A 20,336-nucleotide genomic window follows, 5' to 3' on the forward strand; every position below is an offset into this window, starting at 1 on the left:
CCCCCTCGATGGGGAGATGGCCGGCGGGCGAGAGGGCGGCAGCGCCGCCCTTCGCGGTTGGCCGGATCGAAATTCAAGGAGCACCCTTGTCGGCCCCACTCATCGAAATGCGCGGCATCACCAAGATCTTCGGCGCCGTCAAGGCGAACGAGGCGGTTGACCTCAGCGTCGCGCCCGGCGAGATCCTCGGCCTGCTGGGCGAGAACGGCGCCGGCAAGACGACGCTGATGAACGTGCTGTTCGGCGCCTATGCGCCGGACGCCGGCGAGATCCTGGTCGGGGGCAGGCCGGTCGCGATCCACAATTCAGCCGATGCGCTGGCCGCCGGCATCGGCATGGTGCACCAGCATTTTCACCTCGCGCCCCGGCTGACCGTGCTCGAGAACCTTCTGATCGGCATTCCCGGCAAGTCCGGCCGGATCGACCGCGCCGGCGGGCTTGCCCGCCTGGGCGAAATCAGCCGGCAGTATGGGCTGACCCTCGATCCGAACCTGCCGGTCTCGGCGCTGTCGGTCGGCGAGCAGCAGCGGCTCGAGATCATCAAGGCGCTCTTTCGCGGCGCGAAGCTCTTGATCCTCGACGAGCCGACGGCGGTGCTGGCGCCGAGCGAGGTCGACGGCTTGTTCGCCGCCTTGCGCTCGATGGCGGCCCAGGGGCTCGGCATCATCTTCATCTCGCATAAGCTCAACGAAGTGCGCGCGCTCACCCATCGCTGCGTCGTCCTGCGCCTTGGCAAAGTGGCCGGCCGCGTCGATCATCCGGCGCAAACGACCTCGGCCGAGATGGCCAGACTGATGTGCGGCCACGAGATCGTGCCGCCGGTCAGGGAGGTTTCGACGCCCGGCGCTTCCGTGCTGACGCTGGATGCCATTTCCACCTCCGGCCATGCCGGCACACCGCTGCGCGATGTCTCGCTCTTCGTCCGGTCCGGCGAGATCCTTGGCATCGCCGGCGTCTCCGGCAATGGCCAGCGGGCGCTGGCCGACGTGATTTCCGGCATGCTGGCGCCCAGGGCCGGAACGATGACGATAGCCGGCAAAACAGTTGCACAATTCTCTCCCAGGGAACTGCAGGCGCTGGGCCTCGGCCGCATCCCGGAAGACCGGATGACGACCGGCCTGGTGACCAACCTGCCTTTGGCAGATTCGATGGTGCTGCCGCGCATCGGCACCGAGGCCTTCAGCCGCAAGGGGCTGCTCAATCCGGCCGCGATCCGCGCCTTTGCCGAGGAACAGATCAAAGCCTATGACATCCGCTGCCCCGGGCCGATGGTGCGCGCCGGCGCGCTGTCGGGCGGCAACCTGCAGAAGGCGCTGCTGGCGCGCGAGCTCGCTTTCGACCCCAAGGTGCTGATCGTCTCGCAGCCGACGCGCGGCCTCGACATCGGCGCCGCGCGCTTCATCCACGAAAAATTCCTCGCCATGCGCGCCAGGGGCTGCGGCATCATCGTCATCGGCGAGGACCTCGAGGAATTGCTGATGCTCTCGGACCGCATCGCAGTGATGTATGAGGGCCGCATCGCCGGCACGATTCCCAGCGCGGATGCCACCGTCGCCAAGCTCGGCCTGATGATGACCGGCGCCGGGCGCACCGAGGAGGCGGCCTGATGTTTCGCCTCGAGGCCCGCACATCGACACCAGCCTGGTTCAACCTTGCGCTGCCGCTTTTGGCCATCGCCGCGACGCTCATTCTGTGCAGCGGCCTGATCGCCATCGCCGGCGCCGGCGTCATCGAGGCCTATGGCGTGATGCTGTCCGCCTCGCTCGGCGACAGCTACGCCATCACCGAAACCCTGGTGCGCGCGGCCCCCATGATCTTCACCGGCCTCGCCGTGGCGATCGCCTTCCGCGCCAAGTTCTGGAACATCGGCGCCGAGGGCCAGTTGCTCGCCGGCGCGGTGGCGAGCTGCTTCGTCGGCGCTATCCCGATGCCGGGCGTGCTCGCCATGCTCTTGATGGCGCTGGCGGGCGCCGCGGCCGGCGCGCTTGTGGCGCTGGTGCCTGCAACATTGCGCGTCAATTTCAAGGTCGACGACGTGGTCAGCTCGCTGCTGCTCAACTCGGTCATCTACTATGCTCTGATGGCGCTGATCGAGGGGCCTTGGAAGGACACGTTCAGCGGTTACCCGATTTCGCCGCCGATCGAGGATTCGGCAAATTTCCCGGTGCTGATCGAAGGCACGCGGCTGCATCTCGGCGTCATCGTCGCGCTGATCACAGCACCCCTCTGCTGGTTCCTGATCGCCCGCACCACGCTCGGCTTCCGCATCCGCGTCACCGGCGAGAACCCGGAAGCCGCGCGCTATGGCGGCATCAACGTGCAGCGCGTGCTCGTCTCCACCGCGCTGCTCTCCGGCGCGCTCGCGGGGCTCGCCGGCGTCGGCGAGGTCGGCGGCGTGCACTTCCAGGTGATGAGCGACATCTCGCCAGGTTACGGCTATTCCGGCATCGTCGTCGCGATGCTGGCCAGGCTCAACCCGCTCGGCGTGGTCCCGGCGGCGATCTTCCTCGCCGCCGTCATGACCGGCGCCGAGGCGATGTCGCGCGCCACCGGCGTGCCGGCTTTCTTGAGCGACGTCATCCAGGGCACGGCGCTGCTCGCCATGCTGGTGGCGCTGCTCTTCACCGCCTATCGCATCCGCCGCGTGGGAGCCTCCGCATGAGCGTGGTGTTCGAGCAGATTTTCCAGGTCGGCTTCCTCGCAGCCATCATCCGCATCGCCACGCCGCTTGCTTTCGCCACGCTGGGCGAGATGTTTTCCGAGCGCGCCGGCGTGCTCAATCTCGGCATCGAGGGCATCATGCTGCTGTCGGCGATGGCGGGTTTCACCGCCGCCAGCCTCAGCGGCAGCCTTTGGCTGGGCGTGCTTGTGGCCGTGCTGGTCGGCGCGGCGATGGGGGCGCTGCATGCGCTGTTCACTGTGGCGCTGGGCCTCAGCCAGCATGTCTGTGGCATTGGCGTGACGCTGTTCTCGTCGGGCCTTGCCTATTTCCTCTACCGGTTGATCTTTGGCCAGCAATCGGTGCCGCCCAGCATCGACGGCTTCAAGCCGGTGCCCATCCCGCTGCTCTCGGACTTCCCGGTGCTCGGCCCTGCCGTGTTCAACCAGTTCACGCTGGTCTATCTCGCCATCATCGCCGTCCCGCTCGCCGCCTTCGTGCTCTACCGCACGCCCTGGGGGCTATCTGTGCGCATGGTCGGCGAGAACCCGCGCGCGGCGGACTCGGCCGGCGTCAGCGTGATCGCCACGCGCTTCCAGGCGGTGATTCTCGGCGGCGCGTTGATGGGGCTTGCCGGCGCTTTCCTCACCATGGCGCAGTTCAACGCTTTCACCTTCGGCGTGGTCTCCGGGCGCGGCTGGGTGGCGATCGCGCTGGTCGTGTTCGGCCGCTGGGATCCATGGCGTTCGGCGGGAGCGGCGCTGCTCTTCGCCTTTGTCGACGCGCTGCAGCTGAGAATGCAGGCCAGCGGACTCGGCCATATTCCCTACGAAGCCTTCCTGATGCTTCCCTTCATCTTCACCATCGTCGCCATGGCCTTCATGTCGCGCAACGCGGTGGCGCCCTCGGCGCTGCTGAAACCGTTTCGGCGGGAGGAGCGGTAGAGGAAAGCGGCCAAGCTCAAATCGCCGTGAACGCGTTATCCACGAACAGATGCGCGCCGTTGACGAAGCTCGATTCGTCGCTGGCAAGGAACAGCGCCGCCTTCGCCACCTCCTCCGGCTCGCCGATGCGGCCCTGCTGTGCGGCCATCGCGGCATCCGAGACATCGACGCCGAGCTTGCCGAGATCCGCCACCTCGCGCATCCCGTGCGGCGTGCGGATGAAGCCGGGGCAGACGGCGTTGCAGCGTATGTTACGGTCGCGGAATTCCACCGCGATGGCGCGGGCGAACATATGGCAGGCGCCCTTGGTGGTATCGTAGAGCACCTCGTTCGGCGTGGCGGCCACCGCCGAGATCGACGAGGTGCATACGATCGAGCCGCCGCCGGCGGCGATCATGCCGGGCAGCACCGCGCGCGTCATCAGGAACATCGAGCGCACGTTGACGGCATGCAGCCAGTCCCACTCCTGCAAGGTCGTCTCCAGGAACGGCTTGATGACGATGGTGCCGGCATGGTTGAACAGCACCGTGACCGGACCGAGCTTTTCCGTCGCGGCCTTCACGGCCGCCTCGACCTGCGCCTCGTCCGAGACGTCGGCCACGAAATGCTCGGCTGTATGGCCCCGCGCCCGGATCGCCGCGGCGGTCTTGCCGGCCGCCTCGCCGTTGCGGTCGATGATCGCCACCTTGGCGCCTTCGGCGGCAAACAGTTCCGAAGCCGCCCCGCCCATGCCTGTCGCGCCGCCTGAAACGATAGCGACCTTGCCCGCCAGCCTTCCACCCATCTTCTTCTCCCTGGATCCTACGAGTGATTTTGATGCTATCCCGTCAGACGGGGAATAGCCAAGCGCTTGAGCGAGGCCGTTTGCCGCTGAAAAGCATGTTGTTCCAGGCATTTGCCCGACTTGCCCGTGTTGGCTTGAGCCGAGATTTTCCATCTCGCGGGAGCAATAAATACCCCGATTACACCGTACCCAGAGAACGTTTTCCCATAAATTGCCGAAAAATAGCAATCGACAAAGTCTACTAACTTTATAGATTAATGGCCGAGACGGAGGCCGATATGTCCTATATCCAGAACGCTCAGACCGCCCGCAAGGGACAAGGGCTGACTGCCGACCAGAGCTGGAGGCCTGCCTATGGCGGCACCTTCGCTTATCTCGTCTTCGCGCTTGCGTTCGTGTTCACCGGTGCGGTGGTGCTGGGGCTGATCCCCTGACCCAAGGCGGGCCGAGACCCGCCGTCGAAAAAATCTCAGTCGAGTAATCGGAGTGGAAAACTGGCCGGGCGCCAGGGTGCCGTCGTGCGCCTGCGCCTCGGATTTGGTTCGAGTGCTTCGGAGCGGGGCTATCCACGTGATGGAGGAGATGGCAATGCCGATCGAGTTCACGCATGTTCCCGGCAAGGCTGCCGACAGCAGCTTCTTCTACGACTTCGCCGAGACGGCGACCAGATTGTCGCTGATCGAGGACACCGGTTTCCGCAAGCTGGTCGTCGATGATCCGGCCGGCCTGCTCACCAATATGGACATCGCCGCGCAGACGCTCGACCGCACCGGCTCGCTCGAGGTGGTGCTGACGCATTGGGCCGGCGTGATCGAGCCGACGGTGGCGGCCAGGCAACTCGCGGCGCTCGACCGTCGAGGCGGCGGCCGCCTGTCGCTTCGCATGCTGAGCGAGCCGCTGGAGGATAGCGATGCCGAGGCGCGACCCGTGGGGCACTGCGTGGTGTGGCAGCGCATCGACGAGTATCTGGTGCTGTTGAAACGGCTGTGGTCGAACGACAGGCCCATTGACCACGAAGGCGCCTTCTACAGCGTCAAGGGCGGCTACGTGCCGCGCAAGGGCCCGCGTGGCGCCGATTTGACCATCCGCCTCGGCGGGCAATCGGGCACCGCGCTGAAGGTCGCCGGCAAGCATGCCGATGTCTTCGAGCTCGCCGCCGGCTCGCCCGACGAGGTGAGGCAATTGATCGAGCGTGTGCGCGGCGCCGCCGCAGAGCATGGCCGCGGCGGCAGGCTGCGCTTCGCGCTGCCGGTACGCATCCACGCGGACGGCTGGAGCGGAACCCCCGATCACAAGGCGGTGGAGATCGCCGGCCCCCCGGCACGCATTGCCCTGGCGCTTTTGCCCTATGCCGCGCTGGGCATCGAGGAATTCATGATCAGCGGCATCGATCGGCCGAGCGAGATTGCCCGCGTCGGGCGCGAGATCGTCGCGCTGGTCGCGAACTCGCTGGCGCGCCGCGAGGCGGAGATCCCGCAGCCGGGAGCTTACGCGGCGCGCAAGCCTTTGGCCGCGCGCTCCCCAATGTAAGGAGAAAGGCTCGCGATCCCTCAATTCGCGAGCCGCGACAAGCCGGCGATGACGGCTGCCGAATCCGCCAGGGCTCCGAATATCCCATCCTCGACCGTCACCATGTGGAGCGCCGCTTCGTGCGCATACTGGTCGCCGCTGGCGCAGGCGTCCGTGATCGTCAGGCACTGGAAATTGCGGTCGCAGGCTTCGCGCAGAGAGGTGTGCACGCAAACATCCGTCGTGCAGCCGGTGAAAAGCAGATGGGTTATGTCCCGCGCGCGCAGCACCATCTCCAGATCGGTATAGGTGAAGGCGCTGTTGCAGGTCTTGTCGACGATGATGTCCTCTGGCTTCACGTCGATTTCGGCGGAGATCTGGAAGCCCGGGCCCGAGCGCAGCAGGACATCCGTGCCGTCGAGGCCCGCCCGCTTGCGGCGCCACTTCTCGTAGGGCGTCATGTCGGCCATGTCCGCGCGATAGCCTTGCCTGGTGTGGATGATGGTAAGGCCGGCGGCGCGGGCGGCCGCAATCAACCGGTTCACCGCCGGCAGGATGGCCCTCAGCGGTGACGGATCATAGCCTTTCCTGGCGAAGTAGCCGGCCGGCGACAGGAAATCCTCCTGCACGTCGATAACCAGCAGCGCGGCATGCTGGGGCATCAGCCTGCCGTCATAGGAAAAGTCGAACGGTATCGCCTTGATCATCATCGGTCTCCTTCTTCGATATCGAGCATAGCCTGCCTCCCTTGCGGGGAAAGCCCTGTGGCGCTCGCCGGCATGCGCCCGAGAGCGGGTGAACGGCGGCTTTGCCGGATTTTGTTGACCTGGATTCCGATCTTAATCTTGACTATAAATATCATGTTTCATACTCAGTCTTCAGCCCCATGGCGGTAAGCCGTGACCGAAATTCGCACCAGCCAGCGACCCTGCCGGTTCGTGCCAAGACACAGCGAGGACGAGACTTGTCCCGGAGCGTTCTGTTCGCGGCGCTGGCCGCATCCGCGCTTTTCTCGGCCGGGACAGCCCTGGCCCGAGAGCAGCCGGCGTCCGGTCCGGCGCCGGCCGCGCAGGCCCCCGCAGCTGTCGCGGCCGCCACCAATCCGCCGGCCACGGTGCAAATGCCGCTTGAAGTCGCGCAGGCGCGACCGGGCGTCCAGCCGGCTCCGGACCGCGCCGTCGGCCAGGAACCCTCTATTTCGCCGAGACTACCGCATGACCTGTCGCCCTGGGGCATGTTCAGGAATGCCGACGTCGTCGTGAAGGCGGTCATGGTCGGGCTGGCCTTCGCATCTCTCGTCACCTGGACGATCTGGCTCGCCAAGTCGCTGGAGGTCCTCGGCGGCAAGCTGAGAGCGCGTCGCGCCGCCGATGCGATCGGCAACGCGGCGACGCTGACGCAGGCCGGCCGGGAACTCGGCCACAGCGGCGGCCCGGGCGCGCTTCTGGTGCGGGCGGCGGAAGAGGAACGGGCGCTTTCGGCCGGCGCGCTCGACCATGCCTCCGGCGACGGCCTGAAGGAACGCGTCGCCTCCAGGCTGGCGCGCATCGAGGCGGCCGCGGCGCGGCGCATGTCGCGCGGCACCGGCCTGCTCGCCACCATCGGCTCGACGGCGCCCTTCGTCGGTTTGTTCGGCACTGTCTGGGGCATCATGGACGCCTTCATCGGCATCTCGCAGGCGCAGACCACCAACCTGGCTGTCGTCGCGCCCGGCATCGCCGAGGCGCTGCTTGCCACTGCCATGGGCCTGGTGGCGGCGATTCCGGCCGTGGTCATCTACAACGTCTTCGCGCGCTCCATAGCCGGCTACAGGCAGATTCTCGCCGACGCCTCCGCCGGCGTCGAGCGGCTGGTCAGCCGCGACCTCGATTTCCGCACGGTGCCGCCGGCGACGGCAGTGGCGGCGGAGTAGCGGCGATGGCGGCGCGGATTCGCGAGACTTTAGGCGATGATCTCGAGGAGAAGCACGACATCAACGTGACGCCGTTCATCGACGTCATCCTGGTGCTGCTGATCATCTTCATGGTCGCGGCGCCGCTTGCCACCGTCGACGTCAATGTCGACCTGCCGGGATCGACCGCGACGCCCGCCCCGCGCCCCGAGACGCCGCTCTTCCTCACGCTGAAGAGCGATCTCACGCTGGCGATCGGCAATGATGCCGTGCCGCGTTCCGCCTTTGCCGGCATGCTCGACAGCCGCGCCCGGGGCGACCGGCAGACGCGCATCTTCCTGCGCGCCGACAAGACGGTCGGTTATGGCGACCTGATGGAGGTGATGAACCTGCTTCGCGCCGCCGGCTACCTGAAGGTCGCTCTGGTCGGGCTGGAGACGGTATCGGGTGGGGCCGGCGCGGGGGCCTTGCCTGGAACGCCCGCGACGGGCGCGAATTCCGCGCCGGAGCCGGGTGGAGTCGGCACGCCATGACGGCCGCCGCGCTCTCGCGGATTTCCCAACCGCGCTTCGGCGCGCGTGACGCCGGCCTGTGGACGAGCGCCGCGGCGATCGTTCTTGCCGCGCATGTTGCGACCGCCTATGCGGTGCAGGATCTGAGCCTTCCCGACATGCCGGATGGCGGGCCGCCACCTGCGCTGGCGGTCGAAATCGCGCCGCTGGTGATCGCGCCCGCCATTCCGGAACAGGCGGCCATGCTGGACATCGCGACGCCGGAGCCGCCCGACGCGGCCGAGGAGACGGAAAAGCCGATCGACGCAAATCCGTCGACCGATCCGGTTCCGGTGGCGGACCCGATGGAGCCTCTCGCTGAACAAACCCTCGACGCCGACACCACGCAAGAGCACGGCCCGGCCGAGCAGGCCATCGCGCCGCCGAGCGAGCAGCAACCGCTGGACGAAGTCGTGCCGAATCCAGTCGAGGCAATCGCGCCCGATGTCGCCGTTCCGCTGCCGGTGCCGAGACCCGTCGAGGCGGAGGCGAAAGCGCAGAAGCCGGCCCAGCCCAGGAAGAAGGCCGAGAAGAACCCGGTCGAGAACCCGAAAGAACGGGTCAGGAAGGAAAAGGCGCCACCGCCCGGCGCCACGACCACCGCCAGCATCTATGCCAAGCAGGCGATGAAGGCGGCGGCGCCGCAGTCTTCCAACGCAGCGCCGCGATCGAGCGTCAGCCCGTCGCGCTGGAATTCCAGCCTTGCGGCGTGGATCAGGCGGCACACCCGCTATCCGAGCGCGGCGCGCGCCAGACGGGCCGAAGGCACGCCAAGCGTGACATTCACTGTCGACACCTCCGGCAGGGTGGTCTCAGCCCGGCTGGCGCGATCCTCGGGCGACGGCGATCTCGACCGCGCCGCTCTCGGCGCCTTGCAGGGCGCTTCGGTGCCGGCGCCGCCGGCCGAGCTTGGCGCGCGCGTTACCCGCACCGCGCCCTTCGTCTTCAGCCTGCGCGACTAGAGCGTGAAGCGCGTTCCATGCGGACTTGCGTGGGAATGAAGAACTGGAGCAGGTTCGTGTTTCTATTGGAGGCTGAGTCGCTCCAACTGCCAGCTGGGCGGCGATCTGTCCGTTTCGGGATGCGCCCTAATGATGATAAAGCCTGAGGCAACCACTCATCTATTTCAGGATTCCCATGTCGGTCCTCACACGCCGCAAACTCCTGCAGGGCGCCGCGGCCGCCGGCGCGGCCGGTATAGGCCTCTCGACCGCCGGCAAGCTTGCCGGCTGGGCGGCGGCGAAGCCCGAGCCGCTAATCCTGAAGACCGCGAGCATCGAGGCTCGGCTGATGGACGGCACGCCGACGAGGAATGTTCTGACCTATGGCCAGGCCGGCATGCCGCCGGTCGTCAGGATGAGGAAGGGTGAGCCGTTCGCCGCGCGGCTGGTCAACGGCATCGACGATCCGACGACCATCCACTGGCATGGGATCCGCGTGCCCAACAAGATGGACGGGGTGCCGTTCCTGGTGCAGCCCTATGTCTATCAGGGCGACCATTTCGACTACACCTTCACCCCGCCCGATGCCGGCACGTTCTGGTACCACCCGCATTGCAACACGCTGATCCAGATGGGTCACGGCATGACCGGCGTGATCGTGGTCGAGAACCCGAATGATCCGGTCTTCGATGTCGAGATGGTCGTCAATCTGCGCGACTGGCGGCTTGGCGACGACGGCCAGTTCATCGAGCAGTTCAGGCCGCGCGACGCGGCCAAGGCCGGTACCTTCGGCACGGTGCGCACCGCCAATTGGCTCGACCAGCCGCAATTCGACGCGCCTACCGGCGGGCTGGTGCGGCTTCGGGTGGCCATCACCGACGTCACCCGCATCTATGCCTTCCGCGTCGACGGCGCCGAGGCGACGGTGATCGCGCTCGACGGCAACCCGGTGCCGCAACGGTTTGCGCCGGATGCCTTGCAACTGGGGCCCGGCCAGCGGCTCGAGCTTGCCATCCGCATGCCCGACGAGGAAGGCGCCATCGCCAGCCTGCGCGATGTCAGGGGCACCAAGCCGAAGATCCTGGCCACGCTGCGGTCGGTCGGCAAATCGCTCAAGCACGATCTTCGCGATCTCGGCCCGCTCGAAGCCAATCCGGTGCCCGAGGCGGATCTCGCCGGTGCCACGCGCATTCCGCTGGCACTCAGCGCCACGGCGGAAAACGTCGCGGCCGACGGCATATGCGGCTCGATCGGCTACAGTTTCTGGGCGATCAACAAGGTGCCGTGGCCCGGCGACACGCCCGACCCGACCGCGCCGCTGGCCGAGCTGAAGCTCGGCAAGAGCTACATCATCGATATGGAAAACCTCACCCCGCACGCGCACCCCATCCATCTGCACGGCATGAGCTTCAAGGCGCTGTCGTCGTCGACGCGCACAGTCCGGCCGCTGGTCTCCGACACTTATCTGATCCAGCCCAACGAGAAGGTGCAACTGGGCTTCGTCGCCGACAATCCCGGCGACTGGCTGCTGCACTGCCACATCATCGAGCACCAGAAAACGGGCATGACGAGCTATTTCCGGGTGGCGTGAAGAGCCCTTGGATGGATGCGAGCATCCCTGCCCGCATCCATGATGGTCGGTGACTATTGCTTGCGTGCTTCCGTCTCGCGCCGCTCCTTCTTTTTGCGCCACGGCGCATTGGCTTCCCAGTCGCCGGCCATGATGCAGCCATAAGGCAGCACCTCGTCGACGATCTCCGCCAGGCCGAAATGCTCGATCTGGCGGCGCATGGAAGCCGCGTTCTTGTAGGCGCTGGGCAGCTCCGAAATATCGGTCACCCCGCTGAAGAACCGGGCGTCGATGCCTTTGGTCTCCTCGGCGAAAATCTCGGCGTCGCTGCGCCCGGCCTGCATGCGCCGGTGCTGGGTGCGCGAGAAGTTGCGTCCGGCGCCGTGTGGCGAGAAACCGAGCCCGTTTTCGGCATTCTTGCCGCGGACGATCAGCACCGGCTCCGCCATGTTTAGCGGGATCAGCGTCAGATCGGTCGCGTCGTCGGCCCAGCCGTCGAAGGCCGGCGTGGCGCCCTTGCCATGGTAAAACAGCCCGTCCGAGCGGCGGAAGACGAAGTTGTGCTCGTTCCAGAACCGGTCCGAGACCTTCGCCGACAGCTTTTCGGCCGCCAGGTCGTGAATGAGCATATGGTTGCCCTTGGTCCATTCGCGGATCAATTGCAGGGCTCCCCAATACTCATCACCCTCCGGCGTATCAGCCGGAATCCAGGCGTTCTGCGGCAAGGTCTCCGGCGACAGCGTCTTGCGAACATGTTCGGCCATCTTCATACCCTTGGCATAGAGCCTGGCGCCTGGCGCACGCGAACCGTGATGGGTGACCAGCGCCGTCTCGCCGCTCGACTTCAGCGTGCCGACATAGGCGAAATGGTTGCCGTCGCCCTGCGTGCCGAAATGCTCGATCGCCGGGCTCTTCAGGTCTCGCAGCAAGGCATTCGCCTCGAAGCGCGCAAAAAGCGTGTCCGCTGGGCGGAACTGCTGGCCGCGCTGGCGCCCGCCAGGCCCGAAATGGGTGACGGCATGGACGGCGTCGAGCAACGCGGCTGGCGCCACGCCGGGAAACACCGAGATCGCCATCGAACAGCAGATGTCGGCCGAATGCATGCCGGGATGGATGCCTTCGGACACGGCGACGCCGCCTACCGGGATGGTGCCGGGCGACCCCGCCGGGCAGGCATCGGGCATGATGGCGCCGGCGCGCACCACGGGCGTGCGCATCAGCTCGGTCATGCTGCGGGTGACGGCCTCGACATTGGCAGCCTCATGCGCGTCTTCGGCCAGGATGTTGAGGTGAAGCGGCAGCGTGCCGGTCGCATGAAGCGGTATCGCCGGCGGCGGCGCAAAGGCGCGCGCGGCATCGATCGCATCCTCACGCGATCCGCCCTTTTCCAAAACGTCATTGGCCGCCACGAGCGCTCGGGCAAACCACTTGCCCTGCCGCATTCCGGCGTCGATCAGATCCTGTCCGCTTACAATCTCGGTCATGTCTTTCACCTTCAGTCTGTCGTCATTTCAATCAACGGACGACAAGGGTCACGAGACGCTTTTCCGCCACTTCGCCGTTTCTTGCGAAGGAGGGACACGAACCCTCACGCCTTTCGGCACCCGCTCTCGGCGTTTCACTTTGAGCAGGCTGCGTCTACCTGTAGTCCCGTAGCATTCGTCCTCGATCCGGTCTGGCGACAAGGGGCGGCAAGACAATTTACTGAGCTACTTTCCATCCTGAAGACGGAAGGGATGAATCGAACACCCGACCTCCCGCGACATTTGTCGCGGGTGCTCTATCCAGTAGTCCTGCCTGCATTCGCCATTCGTCTTCAAGTCTCACTGCATTCCATAGGCGGGCGAAAAGCGGATGCGAGAAACCGATCGATCCTGGGATCGACGGGCGGATTCGAACCGCCAGATACCAATGTATTCCCGCAGGCATTCGCCCTGTTCAATCGGCTGGCGACAAGGATCGGCAAGACGACGCTTGACTGCGCCACCCCGCTCCGCGGAGCGAGAGAGTGATTTGAACACCCGACCTCCCGTCTTTCAACGGGCGCGCTACCTGTAGTCCTGCCTTCATTCGCCATTCATTCGGTTGGCCGCGGCGACAAAATAAGATGAAACCCGGGAGTCCCGCTCGTGCCAGAGAGCGCCGCCAAGGTGAGGAGTCGAACCTCACGGAGCATCCCATTCTTTGGAGCTGTAGTTCCATCGGGCATTCGCCGCGGCTGTTTCTTTGTAAGGTGTGACGACAAGTCTGTTGTAAAACTGCCTTTCTGCTCTACCGACTGAGCTACGGAGCCGATTGGCAGCCCCGGCTGGAATCGAACCCGCGACCCGAACGTTAGGATGGAGTTCCACAGGCACTCGTCACGCCTTCGATCTTGTTCTCCTTGTTCACACGCGCGACCGAAGCCGCGAAAAGTCGTCGGGGATGACGACAAGAGTGATGAAACGTCTCCCTGCCTTGCGACAGGGCCCTGCTCTAACCGCTGAGCTACGGGTCCATGATGGCGGACCCGACGGGATTCGAACCCGCGACCTGGAGGGTAACAGCCTGTAATTCCATCGGCATTCGTCATGCCCTGTTCTTGCGATGCCGGCGGACGCGCCGCCGGCATCTTTGTCAAAGCTCCACTGTCTCGATCGAGCGCACCCAATGGTCCGGGTCGCCGCCGGAAGCGAGCATCGTGCCGACCACGTCGAAGACCCGGTCGGAGAAGCCGCCGACGTTCAGAATGTCGGCGCGGCCATTCGCCTGCGTCGTGGCGTAGGGCTGGATGTCGATGCAGACCAGCCTGGCCTTCGGGTTATACGCCTTCAGCTTGGCCCATTCCTGCATCGTCGCCGTGCCCTGATGCGCGTTCTGCGTCGCGTCTACCCAGGACTGGTTGTCCGAAACGAACACCACCAGGTCGACCTTCGCCTTCTCACGCACCAACCGCGCCAGCGGCGCCGAGCAGTTGGTTCCGCCGCCACCGATGGCCGCAAGCTTCGCCGCGTTGGTCATTACCGTGTCGCGAGCGTTGAGGTCGACATCCACCACATCGTTCTCGAACGGCAATACCTTAGCCGTCGGGTTGCGGCGCAGCAGCGCGGCAGCCACCAGGGCAGCTACGTCGATGCAGCGCACGGCCGAGGTCGCTCCTTTGCGATAGCCGGTCGCCGGCGAGGACATCGAACCCGAAACGTCCGGACAGACGACCATATCGCCTTCGACCTGCGGCACGTTGCCGAGCGCGACTTCCATCGCGTCCTGCAGCGCGTCCCTGACCACGCCAGGCACACCAGCCTCAGCCATGGTGAAGGCCACCATCAGCTGATACGGGAACACCCTGGCGCGCCGGACCTCGTCCGGGTCGCGAAGCCGCGCCGCGAGCTTCCCGGCGAAACCCTCCACCTCGAACACGCCGTTGCGCGCGAAGCTGTTGAGGTTCTGCCGCAGCATCTGCCAGCCGGCCGTCTCGGCGATCTGCACCCAATGCTCGCGCGACAGCGGCATCGAGGTCAGCATCTGGAAAGGCACGTCCGGCACCGGCAGCGACGGATCGCACTTGAAGGCCTCGAAGGCCTTCACCACGTCCGGCAGCGCGGCCACATCATGTGGCTTGCCGATGAGATAGCCGTAGAGCGCTTCCCGCGAGGCCGACGCCGGCTTCGGGTGAACCATCTTCACGACATCCGCAAGCGACGGTTCGTTGCCGACCGCGGCACGCATGATTTCGAAGTCCGACGCATGCTCGAGCCACGCCTGAACGAGACGCTTCGGTCGCGAGCCGAGCGACTTTCGCCCGGTTGCGCCGGAGCGCATCACCTGGACGAAGTTGCGCAGCATCTTGCCGTTGCGCACGATCCGAGCGAAGGCGCGGTTGAACTCGTCGCCCTGCATCAAGGACAACACGGCAAGCAGAAGCGCCGGCATGTCCTTCATGTAGCCCTGCTCGAAAGCATGGACGGCGGTCTTCGCCAGAAAGGCCGGCTGGACCTGCCAGGCAAGCTTCAGCACCTCGTCGAGCTGCTCGCGCGGCTCGGCGTAGAATGTAGTGTTGAACGTTCCCGTCGCCGCCAGCTGAGCCAGGGCCTGCTCGGGCGAGAGGTGGTAAGCCTGAGCACCCTCATGGTTCCTGGCGTCAGCCGGCGGGAGCAGCTTTCCTGCAATCGTCGCAAACACGGATTTGTTTGCCATTATCGTGATCCTTCTTATCAACGCCAGGATCAATACAAGCCACGTGCCAGTTTCAGCGCGGCAGAGCCAAGGGCGCCGATAGAATCCAATAAGCAATTGTTTTTAAATAACAAAAAAATTGGTGCGATTGAGCGTGCGTCGCAAAGGCTATTTTCAATCGACCCAGTATGCGATATCAGGATATCATTGCTTATATGATAGGATAACCATGAGACGACGGGTAGCGATCGGTATACTCGGCACCAGCCTTGATGCCAGCGGGCGCGAAGATCGCTGGAAAAGGTGGCGGCCGACGGTGGCCCTATGCCAACAGGCGGGCCTGTTCATCGACCGGCTGGAACTGATCCATGGCGACAATTCGGAGCGGCTGGCCAGGCAGATTATCGCCGACATCGAAGAGGTGTCGCCAGCCACGGAGGTCAGGCGGCATGTGATCCCGATGAAAGATCCATGGGACTTCAGCGAGGTCTATACGGGCCTGCGCGACTTCGCCCGCGCCTATGCCTTCGATCCCGAGAAGGAAGATTATCTCGTCAACATTACCACCGGCACGCATGTCGCGCAGATTTGCTGGTTTCTGCTCACCGAGGCACGCTTCATTCCGGCGCGGCTGTTGCAGCTTTCACCCCGTAAGGAGGGGCGTGACGACGCCTCGGGCAGCCACTCGATCATCGATCTCGACCTGTCGCGCTACGATGCGATCGCCACCCGCTTCGCGGCCGAGCGCGACGAGGCGACCTCGTTCCTGAAATCGGGCATTGCCACACGCAACACGGCCTTCAACCGGATGATCGACCAGATCGAGAAGGTGGCGATCCGCTCGCGCGCGCCGGTGCTGCTCACCGGCCCGACCGGCGCCGGTAAGTCGCAGCTCGCGCGGCGCATCTACGAATTGAAGAAAGCGCAACGTCAGGTGTCAGGTGCCTTCATCGAAGTCAATTGCGCGACGCTGCGCGGCGATCAGGCGATGTCGACGCTGTTCGGTCATGTGAAAGGCGCCTTTACCGGCGCCCAGAACGAGCGTGCCGGTCTGATGAAATCGGCCAACAAGGGCGTGCTCTTTCTTGACGAGATCGGCGAACTCGGCACCGACGAACAAGCTATGTGCCTGAGAGCGATCGAGGAAAAGCGCTTCCTTCCCGTGGGCGCCGACCAGGACGTGACGTCCGACTTCCAGCTACTTGCTGGCACCAACCGCGACCTCTCGATCGACGTGAAAGCGGGAAAGTTCCGCGAGGACCTGTTCGCGCGCCTCAATCTCTGGACATTTCAGCTGCCGGCCCTGCGCGACCGCAAGGAGGACATAGAGCCCAACCTCGAATTCGAGCTGCGACGGTTCGGGGAGCGCGAGGGGCAGAATGTCAACTTCAACAAGGAGGCACGTGAACTATACCTAAATTTCGCCATGGCTCCGGAGGCCCAGTGGCGGGCGAATTTTCGCGATCTTTCCGCCTCTGTGACGCGCATGGCCACGCTTGCCCCCCTCGGTCGCATCAACGAGGAAACCGTGCGGGACGAGATCGATCGGCTCACCGCCCTGTGGCGTGACGGTGGTAACGGCGACCACGGCCCGGAAGCGCTGCTGCTGAACGTGCTTGGAACCGATCGCCTTGCCGAGATCGATCCTTTCGACCGCGCTCAACTCGCCACCGCGATCAAGGCCTGTCGCGACAGCAACTCGCTCAGCGCTGCCGGCCGAAAGCTCTTTGCCGTCTCCCGCCTCAAGAAGACGAGCGGCAACGATGCCGATCGTCTGCGTAAATATCTGATGCGGTTTGACCTGCGCTTCGAAGACCTGGCCCGGCGGTGAAGCGACGGCCGGCGCGCTTGTCTGCCCGTCGCGTCAATGCACGAGCGCCCGGTCTACTCGCAGCAGCGCGAAAAGGCAGCCTGAGGCCTACCTCTTCAGCGCGATGCTGATACCGCTGAGATCGGCGTTGACCTGGAGGCCGACCTGCCTGCCGGTGAGCTCGAGCTGGGCGCCCTTGTCATTGGTCATGACGATCACCTGGGCCCCCTTGCCGATCGCGCCGCCGCCGCCGGCCGCGCCGTAGACGCCGGTCACGTCGCTGGCGCGCCGGATGTGGCGGACGGTGCCCTGGAAATACGTCTTGGACGCGCCGAAGGCGAGGCCGCCCGAGACGCCGCCGACCGAGATCGGATAGCGTTTGCCATGGAAGGTCAGCGTGCCTTCGCCGCCGGAACCGCCGATGAAGAAGGCCGCCTTGTAGACGGAGAAGCGGATCGTGCCGCTGTCGGCATGCGCGGCGCTGGCAATGCTCACGCCCGCCGCGGCGATAGCGGCGACTGCGACGGAACGGAACCGGGACGAAATCTGCATGATGGAACTCCTCAAGGATCGCCGCTTACCCAGCAGGCCGGGGCATATCAGCTTCAAAACTATAGCTGAACCGTCTTGCCACGCCATTGGTTCCAGGCACCCAGCCTGAAATCCGGCAATCACGAAATGCTGAGCGAGGCTGATAGACGCCGACGAGCAACACGGGCTTGTGCTGGCTGGTGGAGCTGAGGGGGATCGAACCCCTGACCTCATCATTGCGAACGATGCGCTCTCCCAGCTGAGCTACAGCCCCGTTCCAGCGGATCGGCTTGTATCGGTCGCGGCCGTTTGATGTCAAGGCGAAACGATGGCCTGACGCCATGCGCCGAAGCCGGCGGGCCTTGCCGGCTCGGCACGCAATGGCTACATGTCGGCGACAATTTGGAGACCGGCATGATTGCCCTTATTCAGACCATCGTCATGGCGCTTGATATCTACTGGTGGATCATCATCGCCTCGGCGATCTTTTCCTGGCTTTACGCCTTCAACGTCGTCAACTCGCGCAACCAGTTCGTCGGCACCATCGGCAACATGCTCTATCGGCTGACCGAGCCGGCGTTGCGTCCGATCCGCCGCTTCATGCCCGACCTCGGCGGCATCGACATTTCGCCGATCATTCTCCTTTTGATCATTTTCTTCATCCGGCAGTTTCTCGTCACCACCGTCTGGTCCTGGGTCGTGACCGGCGGCTGATGAGCACGTCGTTTCGGCTTCGCGAGAACGGGATCGACCTTTTCGTGCGGCTGACGCCGAAAGCGGCGCTGGATCGCATCGACGGCGTCGAGACCGCCGCCGACGGCCGCAGCCACCTCAAGGCCCGCGTGCGCGCCGTGCCGGAGAGCGGCGCGGCCAATCAAGCACTGGAACGAATGATGGCCAAGGCGCTTGGCGTGCCGAGCTCCTCCGTTGCGGTGGTTGCCGGCGGCACGTCGCGTCTGAAGACGCTGCGTATCCTGGGCGATCCGGCGGCGCTGGCCAAAAGCGTAGACGCGCTCGCCAAGTAACGCGTCATTCAATCCCCGATCGGCAGTTTCGGATCGTCCACCTTCAGCGTGTTCACGCTCTGCTTGATGCGGCGCAGGTTCTCCAGAACCTTCGGGCCGCGTGTCTCGGCGACCGAGGTGGCGATCATGTCGACGATGGCCAGCAGCGCATAGCGCGAGGATGTCGGCTTGTAGATGTTGCCGTCCTCCAGCGGCTGATAGTGGATCACCGTGCCGGCGACCTTGGCCAGCGCCGAATCGGGGGCCGTGATGGCCACCGTGGCAGCGCCATATTGTTGTGCAACCTCCACCGCCTCGATGACCGAGCGGGCAAAGCCTGAGACCGAGAAGGCGACGAGCGTGGTCTCGGGCGCGGCGACGGCCGCGTACATGCGCTGCAACTGGCCGTCGACCTGCGCAAGCGCCGACAGCCCCAGCCGGAACAGCCGGTTCTGCATTTCGGTCGCCATCATCGAGGAGATGCCGCCTGAGCCGATGCACAGCACGTTGCCGGAATTGGCGATGCGGGTCGCCACTTCCACCAGGACGCTCATGTCGAGGTTTTCGCTGGCGCGCTGTATGGCGGCGATCGCCGCTTCGGTGATGGCCGACGCGATGCGCTGCTCGCGCGCGTCGCGGCTGAGGGGCTCCGGCGAGAGATACTGGCCGCCGATGGCGATCGCCTGCGCCAAGTAGAACTTGAAATCGCGCAGGCCCTCGCAGCCGAGATTGCGGCAGAAGCGGGTGACGGTCGGCTCGCTGACGCCGACACGCGCGGCGATTTCGGAGATCGCCGCCTTGGACGCGAAATCGAGGTCTGAAAGCACCAGCCCGGCCAGCCGGCGATCCGACTTGGTCCCGTCCTGCGACATCAGCTGCAGGCGGGTGATGATGTCGGCCGGGCTCTTCATCGTCTTCTCACAGGGGCAGGCCCGTCGCCTTGTCGAACAGGTGGATGTTGCGCGGATCGACGCTCACCGGCAGCCGGTCGCCCGGCTTCACCGGCAGCCGGTCGCGGAACACCGCGCGCACCGTGTCGTCGCCGACCGAGCCGTAGACATGCGTTTCCGAGCCGGTCGGCTCGACGACATCGACCTCGATTGCCATGGCCTCGTCGCCGGCGCCGACCACGAAATGCTCGGGCCTGATGCCGGCCTCGACCGTGTCGCTGGCGGAAGCCGCGCCGCCGGCAAGCGCCAGGCGGCCGCCGCCCTTCGTCTCGAACCAGGACTTGGCTCCGGCGGTCTTCAGCGCGCCGGAGACAAAACTCATCGACGGCGAGCCGAGGAAGCCGGCGACGAACTTGTTGGCCGGCCGGTCATAGAGCTCCAGCGGCTGCCCGACCTGCTGGATGCGGCCGCGATCCATCACCACGATGCGGTCGGCCATGGTCATTGCCTCGATCTGGTCGTGGGTGACGTAGACGATGGTCGATTTCAGCCGCTGGTGCAACGCCTTGATCTCGGTGCGCATCTGCACGCGCAGCTGCGCGTCGAGATTGGAGAGCGGCTCGTCGAAGAGGAAGACCGAAGGCTCGCGCACGATGGCGCGGCCCATGGCGACGCGCTGCCGCTGGCCGCCCGAAAGCTGCCGCGGATAGCGGTCGAGGTAGGAGAACAGGTTGAGCACGCCCGAGGCCTTCTTCACCCTGTCGTCGATCGCGGCGCGGTTTTCGCCGCGGATCTTCGGGCCGAAGCCGATGTTTTCCGAAGCCTTCAGATGGGGGAACAGCGCATAGGACTGGAACACCATGGCGATGTTGCGCTTCTGCGGCGGCAGCTCGTTGGCGCGCGTGCCGCCGATGACGAGGTCGCCGGAGGTGATCGTCTCCAGCCCGGCCAGCATGCGCAAAAGCGTGGACTTGCCGCAGCCGGACGGTCCGACCAGCACGACGAACTCGCCGCTCCCGATCTCGAGGTTGATGCCCTCGAGGATCTTATGCTGGCCGAATGATTTCGACAGGTTGCGGAACTGGACGCCCGTCATG

At 65.3% G+C, this 20,336-nt stretch carries 19 protein-coding genes and 1 tRNA gene; 12 read left to right on the forward strand and 8 right to left on the reverse strand.

All coding sequences use genetic code 11. The features are described from left to right. The first annotated feature begins 86 nt into the window (after positions 1 to 86). Genes ACR64R_RS20875 through ACR64R_RS20885 form a run of 3 tightly spaced genes read left to right on the forward strand, consistent with a single transcriptional unit; the run spans position 87 to position 3,603 of the window. Positions 87 to 1,607 (forward strand): ABC transporter ATP-binding protein, encoded by a 1,521-nt coding sequence (locus ACR64R_RS20875; protein ID WP_487358167.1) that lies wholly within the window; start codon positions 87 to 89, stop codon positions 1,605 to 1,607. Then, the gene (locus ACR64R_RS20880) at positions 1,607 to 2,662 is read left to right on the forward strand and encodes an ABC transporter permease (RefSeq protein ID WP_487358168.1); all 1,056 of its coding nucleotides are present in this window, start codon (positions 1,607 to 1,609) and stop codon (positions 2,660 to 2,662) included. Before ACR64R_RS20875 ends, ACR64R_RS20880 begins: the two co-directional genes overlap by 1 nt. Then, positions 2,659 to 3,603 carry an ABC transporter permease gene (locus ACR64R_RS20885; RefSeq protein ID WP_487358169.1) on the forward strand — a complete coding sequence of 315 codons (945 nt, stop codon included), beginning with the start codon at positions 2,659 to 2,661 and terminating at the stop codon, positions 3,601 to 3,603. The genes ACR64R_RS20880 and ACR64R_RS20885 overlap by 4 nt, the downstream gene beginning before the upstream one ends. Before the next feature lie 16 nt (positions 3,604 to 3,619). Here ACR64R_RS20885 and ACR64R_RS20890 read toward each other — a convergent pair whose 3' ends face one another. Further along, positions 3,620 to 4,387: an SDR family NAD(P)-dependent oxidoreductase gene (locus ACR64R_RS20890; RefSeq protein ID WP_487358170.1), complete on the reverse strand. Its 768-nt coding sequence runs from the start codon at positions 4,385 to 4,387 to the stop codon at positions 3,620 to 3,622. Between the two features lie 278 nt (positions 4,388 to 4,665). Here ACR64R_RS20890 and ACR64R_RS20895 point away from each other — a divergent pair, with 278 nt between their 5' ends. Together ACR64R_RS20895 and ACR64R_RS20900 are read left to right on the forward strand one after the other, a co-directional pair. After that, positions 4,666 to 4,821 (forward strand): hypothetical protein, encoded by a 156-nt coding sequence (locus ACR64R_RS20895; RefSeq protein ID WP_487358171.1) that lies wholly within the window; start codon positions 4,666 to 4,668, stop codon positions 4,819 to 4,821. A gap of 154 nt (positions 4,822 to 4,975) precedes the next feature. Next, positions 4,976 to 5,917 carry an LLM class flavin-dependent oxidoreductase gene (locus tag ACR64R_RS20900; RefSeq protein ID WP_487358172.1) on the forward strand — a complete coding sequence of 314 codons (942 nt, stop codon included), beginning with the start codon at positions 4,976 to 4,978 and terminating at the stop codon, positions 5,915 to 5,917. Between the two features lie 20 nt (positions 5,918 to 5,937). On the opposite strand, the gene ACR64R_RS20905 is transcribed toward ACR64R_RS20900, so the two are convergent. After that, the gene (locus ACR64R_RS20905; RefSeq protein WP_487358173.1) at positions 5,938 to 6,603 is read right to left on the reverse strand and encodes a cysteine hydrolase family protein; all 666 of its coding nucleotides are present in this window, start codon (positions 6,601 to 6,603) and stop codon (positions 5,938 to 5,940) included. Positions 6,604 to 6,860: 257 nt separating this feature from the next. Here ACR64R_RS20905 and exbB point away from each other — a divergent pair, with 257 nt between their 5' ends. The 4 genes from exbB (at position 6,861) to ACR64R_RS20925 (ending at position 10,870) form a co-directional block, all read left to right on the forward strand. After that, positions 6,861 to 7,808 (forward strand): tonB-system energizer ExbB, encoded by a 948-nt coding sequence (gene exbB / locus ACR64R_RS20910; protein WP_487358174.1) that lies wholly within the window; start codon positions 6,861 to 6,863, stop codon positions 7,806 to 7,808. Positions 7,809 to 7,813: 5 nt separating this feature from the next. Further along, positions 7,814 to 8,320 carry a TonB system transport protein ExbD gene (gene exbD / locus ACR64R_RS20915; RefSeq protein ID WP_487358175.1) on the forward strand — a complete coding sequence of 169 codons (507 nt, stop codon included), beginning with the start codon at positions 7,814 to 7,816 and terminating at the stop codon, positions 8,318 to 8,320. Then, complete coding sequence (locus tag ACR64R_RS20920) at positions 8,317 to 9,300, forward strand: TonB family protein (protein WP_487358176.1); 984 nt, start codon at positions 8,317 to 8,319, stop codon at positions 9,298 to 9,300. Before exbD ends, ACR64R_RS20920 begins: the two co-directional genes overlap by 4 nt. A gap of 175 nt (positions 9,301 to 9,475) precedes the next feature. Continuing rightward, positions 9,476 to 10,870, forward strand: coding sequence for a multicopper oxidase family protein (locus ACR64R_RS20925; RefSeq protein ID WP_487358177.1), 1,395 nt, complete (start codon positions 9,476 to 9,478; stop codon positions 10,868 to 10,870). A gap of 53 nt (positions 10,871 to 10,923) precedes the next feature. On the opposite strand, the gene ACR64R_RS20930 is transcribed toward ACR64R_RS20925, so the two are convergent. Both ACR64R_RS20930 and ACR64R_RS20935 read right to left on the reverse strand, forming a co-directional pair. Beyond that, positions 10,924 to 12,333 carry an RtcB family protein gene (locus ACR64R_RS20930; RefSeq protein WP_487358178.1) on the reverse strand — a complete coding sequence of 470 codons (1,410 nt, stop codon included), beginning with the start codon at positions 12,331 to 12,333 and terminating at the stop codon, positions 10,924 to 10,926. A 1,132-nt stretch (positions 12,334 to 13,465) separates the two neighbouring features. Further along, the gene (locus tag ACR64R_RS20935; RefSeq protein ID WP_487358179.1) at positions 13,466 to 15,025 is read right to left on the reverse strand and encodes a vWA domain-containing protein; all 1,560 of its coding nucleotides are present in this window, start codon (positions 15,023 to 15,025) and stop codon (positions 13,466 to 13,468) included. A 208-nt stretch (positions 15,026 to 15,233) separates the two neighbouring features. Between ACR64R_RS20935 and rtcR the strand changes: the two genes are divergently transcribed. Next, positions 15,234 to 16,835 (forward strand): RNA repair transcriptional activator RtcR, encoded by a 1,602-nt coding sequence (gene rtcR / locus ACR64R_RS20940; RefSeq protein ID WP_487358180.1) that lies wholly within the window; start codon positions 15,234 to 15,236, stop codon positions 16,833 to 16,835. Between the two features lie 87 nt (positions 16,836 to 16,922). Here rtcR and ACR64R_RS20945 read toward each other — a convergent pair whose 3' ends face one another. Continuing rightward, the gene (locus ACR64R_RS20945) at positions 16,923 to 17,366 is read right to left on the reverse strand and encodes a hypothetical protein (RefSeq protein WP_487358181.1); all 444 of its coding nucleotides are present in this window, start codon (positions 17,364 to 17,366) and stop codon (positions 16,923 to 16,925) included. Positions 17,367 to 17,543: 177 nt separating this feature from the next. Further along, positions 17,544 to 17,619, reverse strand: a tRNA-Ala gene (locus tag ACR64R_RS20950). 140 nt (positions 17,620 to 17,759) lie between these two features. Here ACR64R_RS20950 and ACR64R_RS20955 point away from each other — a divergent pair. Both ACR64R_RS20955 and ACR64R_RS20960 read left to right on the forward strand, forming a co-directional pair. Next, on the forward strand, positions 17,760 to 18,059 hold the full coding sequence (locus ACR64R_RS20955) for a YggT family protein (RefSeq protein ID WP_112100236.1): 300 nt from the start codon (positions 17,760 to 17,762) through the stop codon (positions 18,057 to 18,059). Next, positions 18,059 to 18,370 carry a DUF167 family protein gene (locus ACR64R_RS20960; protein ID WP_487358182.1) on the forward strand — a complete coding sequence of 104 codons (312 nt, stop codon included), beginning with the start codon at positions 18,059 to 18,061 and terminating at the stop codon, positions 18,368 to 18,370. The genes ACR64R_RS20955 and ACR64R_RS20960 overlap by 1 nt, the downstream gene beginning before the upstream one ends. An 8-nt stretch (positions 18,371 to 18,378) precedes the next feature. On the opposite strand, the gene ACR64R_RS20965 is transcribed toward ACR64R_RS20960, so the two are convergent. Then, positions 18,379 to 19,260, reverse strand: a complete 882-nt coding sequence (locus tag ACR64R_RS20965; RefSeq protein ID WP_487358183.1) for a MurR/RpiR family transcriptional regulator — start codon at positions 19,258 to 19,260, stop codon at positions 18,379 to 18,381. Positions 19,261 to 19,267: 7 nt separating this feature from the next. Beyond that, positions 19,268 to 20,335, reverse strand: coding sequence for an ABC transporter ATP-binding protein (locus ACR64R_RS20970; protein ID WP_487358184.1), 1,068 nt, complete (start codon positions 20,333 to 20,335; stop codon positions 19,268 to 19,270). Between the last annotated feature and the right edge of the window lies 1 nt (position 20,336).

Source organism: Mesorhizobium sp. MC2-1-1, from assembly GCF_057597255.1.

Excerpts from the sequence above, each read along its gene's own strand:
- ACR64R_RS20880 (WP_487358168.1), top strand. The coding sequence starts at position 1,607 with ATGTTTCGCCTCGAGGCCCGCACATCGACACCAGCCTGGTTCAACCTT.
- ACR64R_RS20885 (WP_487358169.1), top strand. The coding sequence starts at position 2,659 with ATGAGCGTGGTGTTCGAGCAGATTTTCCAGGTCGGCTTCCTCGCAGCC.
- ACR64R_RS20890 (WP_487358170.1), bottom strand. The coding sequence starts at position 4,387 with ATGGGTGGAAGGCTGGCGGGCAAGGTCGCTATCGTTTCAGGCGGCGCG.
- ACR64R_RS20895 (WP_487358171.1), top strand. The coding sequence starts at position 4,666 with ATGTCCTATATCCAGAACGCTCAGACCGCCCGCAAGGGACAAGGGCTG.
- ACR64R_RS20900 (WP_487358172.1), top strand. The coding sequence starts at position 4,976 with ATGCCGATCGAGTTCACGCATGTTCCCGGCAAGGCTGCCGACAGCAGC.
- ACR64R_RS20905 (WP_487358173.1), bottom strand. The coding sequence starts at position 6,603 with ATGATCAAGGCGATACCGTTCGACTTTTCCTATGACGGCAGGCTGATG.
- exbD (WP_487358175.1), top strand. The coding sequence starts at position 7,814 with ATGGCGGCGCGGATTCGCGAGACTTTAGGCGATGATCTCGAGGAGAAG.
- ACR64R_RS20920 (WP_487358176.1), top strand. The coding sequence starts at position 8,317 with ATGACGGCCGCCGCGCTCTCGCGGATTTCCCAACCGCGCTTCGGCGCG.
- ACR64R_RS20925 (WP_487358177.1), top strand. The coding sequence starts at position 9,476 with ATGTCGGTCCTCACACGCCGCAAACTCCTGCAGGGCGCCGCGGCCGCC.
- ACR64R_RS20930 (WP_487358178.1), bottom strand. The coding sequence starts at position 12,333 with ATGACCGAGATTGTAAGCGGACAGGATCTGATCGACGCCGGAATGCGG.
- ACR64R_RS20935 (WP_487358179.1), bottom strand. The coding sequence starts at position 15,025 with ATGGCAAACAAATCCGTGTTTGCGACGATTGCAGGAAAGCTGCTCCCG.
- rtcR (WP_487358180.1), top strand. The coding sequence starts at position 15,234 with ATGAGACGACGGGTAGCGATCGGTATACTCGGCACCAGCCTTGATGCC.
- ACR64R_RS20945 (WP_487358181.1), bottom strand. The coding sequence starts at position 17,366 with ATGCAGATTTCGTCCCGGTTCCGTTCCGTCGCAGTCGCCGCTATCGCC.
- ACR64R_RS20955 (WP_112100236.1), top strand. The coding sequence starts at position 17,760 with ATGATTGCCCTTATTCAGACCATCGTCATGGCGCTTGATATCTACTGG.
- ACR64R_RS20960 (WP_487358182.1), top strand. The coding sequence starts at position 18,059 with ATGAGCACGTCGTTTCGGCTTCGCGAGAACGGGATCGACCTTTTCGTG.
- ACR64R_RS20965 (WP_487358183.1), bottom strand. The coding sequence starts at position 19,260 with ATGAAGAGCCCGGCCGACATCATCACCCGCCTGCAGCTGATGTCGCAG.
- ACR64R_RS20970 (WP_487358184.1), bottom strand. The coding sequence starts at position 20,335 with ATGACGGGCGTCCAGTTCCGCAACCTGTCGAAATCATTCGGCCAGCAT.